Origin of the sequence: Acidisoma sp. S159, assembly GCF_009766125.1 — a bacterium.
Lineage (GTDB): Bacteria > Pseudomonadota > Alphaproteobacteria > Acetobacterales > Acetobacteraceae > Acidisoma.
Genome location: NZ_LMUG01000096.1, coordinates 27,584 through 31,667, shown reverse-complemented (window position 1 = coordinate 31,667; position 4,084 = coordinate 27,584). Strand labels below are relative to the sequence as shown.

3 protein-coding genes are annotated in these 4,084 nt (G+C 57.3%); all 3 read left to right on the top strand.

All coding sequences use genetic code 11. The features are described from left to right. The first annotated feature begins 304 nt into the window (after positions 1–304). Genes GSQ92_RS28515 through GSQ92_RS28505 form a run of 3 tightly spaced genes read left to right on the top strand, consistent with a single transcriptional unit; the run spans position 305 to position 4,010 of the window. Positions 305–1,915: a sugar ABC transporter ATP-binding protein gene (locus tag GSQ92_RS28515; protein ID WP_159014739.1), complete on the top strand. Its 1,611-nt coding sequence runs from the start codon at positions 305–307 to the stop codon at positions 1,913–1,915. Further along, on the top strand, positions 1,912–2,925 hold the full coding sequence (locus tag GSQ92_RS28510) for an ABC transporter permease (protein WP_158804311.1): 1,014 nt from the start codon (positions 1,912–1,914) through the stop codon (positions 2,923–2,925). The genes GSQ92_RS28515 and GSQ92_RS28510 overlap by 4 nt, the downstream gene beginning before the upstream one ends. A gap of 59 nt (positions 2,926–2,984) precedes the next feature. After that, positions 2,985–4,010, top strand: coding sequence for a sugar ABC transporter substrate-binding protein (locus GSQ92_RS28505; protein WP_159014738.1), 1,026 nt, complete (start codon positions 2,985–2,987; stop codon positions 4,008–4,010). Positions 4,011–4,084 lie beyond the last annotated feature (74 nt).

Sequence of the window (4,084 nt, the reverse complement as noted above, 5' to 3'; positions counted from 1 at the left end):
AGTTTTCCGATGGTCAGCGACGCGCCGCCGCCAATTGTTCAAGGCGCCGGAATCTCTGTTTATCCCGCCACAAATCAGACCGAACGACTCTGGCCTTATCAGGCTAAAACTGAACATTCGGCACACTCAAGGGAGGTTGACAGGAACCAGATATCGCAATTAATATTGCATTAACAAAAACGCGGAGGAAATTTGGTGTTCTTGGGAGTCGCGCTTGCGCGTTGCCGTAGCGACCTTGACCTCCGTCCACGCTTTGCCGCCTCAACGTATGTTCACTCTCGCCGCGGCGGAATGAGGACGTTTGTTGTTGATCCCGGCTTTTGGGGGTGAGGGGTTGAGTGGATCGGCACTCTATCCAACCGGAACGCAATCTCAGCCCTCCAGCGCCACCGGGCCCGAGATGAAGGGGAACTCGGCGGCCTTATCTCTCACGAATATCAGCAAGTCGTTTTCCGGTGTTACGGTCCTTTCAGGCATATCGTTCACTGCAGAAGCTGGGCGGGTGCTTGCGATCGTTGGCGAGAATGGCGCCGGAAAGTCCACCCTCAAGAACATAATCTGCGGTTTGCTTCGGCCCGATCACGGCACGATTGAGGTCCTCGGCCAAGAAGTTCCCCATCTCACTCCGGCACTTGCTCGCCAGCTTGGCATCGCGGCGGTTCATCAAGAGCTCAGCCTCTTTCCAAGCTTGACTGTTGCGGAGAACATGTACGTTGGAATGTTGCCAAAGGACAGATGGGGAAATGTCCGCTTGGCTTGGGCGATGGCCGAGTGCCGGAAGCTTTTGCACGACACGCTGGGCGAGCAAATCGATCCCCTGACTCTTGTTGAAGACCTTTCCCTCGGACAGCGCCAGATGGTTGAGGTCGCGAAGGCCCTTGTCCGAGCAAGGAACATCATAATCTTCGACGAGCCGACTACCTCACTTTCGATAGCAGAACGCGCGCGCCTCCTCGAGGCCATACGCAGCCTACGGCTCCAGGGATATAGCGTCTTATTCATCAGCCATTTCTTTGAAGAGATCTACGCCGTTGCGGACGACATCGTCGTACTCCGCGACGGCAATTTCGTAGCTGCGGGTCGGGTGGAAGATCTGCCCCCTCCGGTCGTGGAACGCCATATGGTGGGACGTGAGCTCGCAGCAGTCGACAGGCTCGCACGGCCTCCTATGGAAGATACCGCCAAAACACTGCTCGAGGTGGAAGGCGTCAGCGACGGCGAGCGCGTTCGCGACGTCGCGCTGCGAGTCCGGGCTGGGGAGATCGTCGGTTTGGGCGGTCTTCTCGGTGCTGGACGGAGCGAGTTGGCACAGGCGCTCGTGGGGCTGCGTCCTGCAACGGGATCGGTCAAGGTGGATGGCAAGGTGTTCAGCCACCGCAGCCCTGAGCGGGCTAGGCACCTGGGAATGGTTCTTGTGTCGGAGGATCGCCGCGGTGAACAGGCGTTTCTCAACCGCCCGGTACGGGAGAACCTGCTTGCGGGCCATATTGGCCCCGAGCACCGCCGCTACGGGATAATTTCCCGTTACCAGGAGCGCAAAGCAGCAAATGCCATGATTCAGGCATTTGGAGTCAAATGCTCCAGTCTTGAACAGGACCTTGTATCTCTTTCTGGCGGCAACCAACAGAAAGTTATTCTCGCTCGCTGGCTGATGGAGAAGCCGCGCATTTGCATCCTCGACGAACCTACCAAGGGAATCGACGTCGGCGCAAAAGCGGAAATCCATATGCTGGTGAGGCGGCTGGCGGAGCAAGGGACCGCCGTCATTCTTATATCATCTGATATGCCAGAGCTGATGGCGCTGTCTCACCGGATCGTCATCATGCGGAAGGGCGAGATAGTGGGTGAACTCAAGGGCCACGAGTTCGAGCCGGATACAATTCTTAGGCTCGCATCCGTAGGGTCACGTACATGACGTGGTTTAGGAGACTAAGGCTCGGAGGAAATTCCGGTGTCCTAATTGTCTTCATCGTGCTGGTTCTGGCTGGTTTTGGCCTAATACGGCCAGCCTATCTGACCGGTTCTAATCTGAGCAATATCCTGGTCCAGGCGACGCCGGTCGCAATTGCGGCCATTGGCATGACCTACGTCATCCTCCTGGCCGATATCGATCTCTCAATCGGATCGACGATGTACTTGTCCGTGGTCGTCGCGACCATGCTGACATCATCATCCAGCGCGTTGATGATCACACCCTCGGTCTGGGTTTACCCCGTCGCGATTGTCACTGGCCTGATACTCGGGTCGGTGAATGCTGCGCTTATCAGCGTGCTGCGCATAAACGCACTCATTGTTAGTCTAGGGGCACTTTATGCTTACCAAGGAATTGGGCTGGCTCTGACAGGCGCTGGCACACAGCTCACCAGCGGGCCAATCACCTGGCTCGGCACTGCCAAAGCCGGCGGCACGTACGTTGTCGTTCTCCTGACCATAGCAGCGAGCATCCTTGCCGCGGCGTTTCTCAAGTTCCGCAGTAACGGCAGGTTGCTCTACGCCATAGGCAGCGATCCACGATCGGCCAAGGAATCCGGCCTATCTCGTCCGAGAGCCCGCTTCGTAGCGTTCGGCCTCGCAGGTGTTTGTGCTGCTGTGGCAGGTCTTATCAACGTTGGTCAGGACGGCACGCTTGATGCGACCCTCGGTTCGGATTTCGCGTTCACCGTCATCACCGCCGTAGTCGTTGGTGGAACTTCGCTCTTTGGTGGCAGAGGCACCGTGCTGGGAAGCATGCTGGGTGCCCTGCTGCTGGCAGCGATCGAAAACGGCCTCAATGTCATTAACGCCTCGATCTACGTCTATGACGTGGTTCAGGGTGTCGTTCTCGTTGCCGCAATTCTCTTCGGAGCCGCATCCCAAAAGGCGGGGTTCCGCGCGGCGGCGGGAAAGCTGTTTTGGACTCGCCAGACGTTAGAAAAGGGTGCCTGAGTCACCGGCGCGCGCGCCCCAGCGTCTCATAGACATATCAATAAAGGGAGGAACTATCCATGAAGATCAAGACTTTCGACCCCGCGGGAACAAAAGGGCAAAGCCGAGCATTTCTTGCCGCCGGTGTGTTGTTCGCCGCTGCCGCAACGGCCTTCGCGATTCCGCACGGTGCGCGCGCCGCAGGAAGCGTGCCAACGATTGGCGTTACCTTTGACAAAATGGATGACACCTTCAGGATTGGTGAGAAGAAGTATCTCGACATCTACGCCCAGCAGATGGGCATAAAGTTAATCTATGATGATGCGCAACAATCTGCGGCGACCCAGTCTTCGCAGGTCCGCACACTAATCGCCCAGCAGGTCGCGGGAATTGTTGAAATCCCGTGGGATACCCATGCTGTTGCGGCCGACGTCAGCGCTGCGAAACTCGCCAAAATTCCACTGGCGGTCATGGATCAAGAGCCTGCGAGCACAGCTGATCTCTTCTACTACGTCGGCGGAAGCCCATGTGGTGATGGGCGGATGGCGGGCGAATTCATGGTCACCGAGGCCGCTAAGGGCAAGCATCTGAACATACTCGAGTTGCTCGGCTCTCTCAACAGCGCGAACGGACTCGAGCGTTCAGGATGCTTCGAGAAAGCAGTCGCTACATCCTCAAACATAACGATCGTGGCCAAGTCGCCCACGAATTGGCGCACCAATGAGGCATTCAAGGCAACTCAGAACGCCCTGCAGCAGCATCCCAATATCAATGCTGTTTACACACCGTGGACGGGTGGCCTCCCGGCTATCTACGCATCTTTAAAAGCGGTACACCGGCTGTTCCCCGTCGGCAATCCGGATCACGTTGTTACGGTCAGCATCAACGGGGATCAAATTGGCTGCCAATATGTCGGAGGCAATATGGATGATCTCGACATTGCCACCCCCCTTCCAGCCATGGCGAAGTCAGCGCTTGTTGCGATTTCGAACTCCATCAACAAGCATGAAAGCCCCAATCCGAGCGTCGTCGAACTCCCTGGCCTACCTTACACGCCGGCGAACTTCGCGCAGATGAAGTCAAAAGTCTGGGGCTGCGGCGGCTGAGCCGCCTGGGGTAAACAGACTGCCGCGTTCCGTGCTGGTTAGGAGCAGCTCGTATGATTGAGATCCCCGCCACA

Excerpts from the sequence above, each read along its gene's own strand:
- GSQ92_RS28510 (WP_158804311.1), top strand. The coding sequence starts at position 1,912 with ATGACGTGGTTTAGGAGACTAAGGCTCGGAGGAAATTCCGGTGTCCTA.
- GSQ92_RS28505 (WP_159014738.1), top strand. The coding sequence starts at position 2,985 with ATGAAGATCAAGACTTTCGACCCCGCGGGAACAAAAGGGCAAAGCCGA.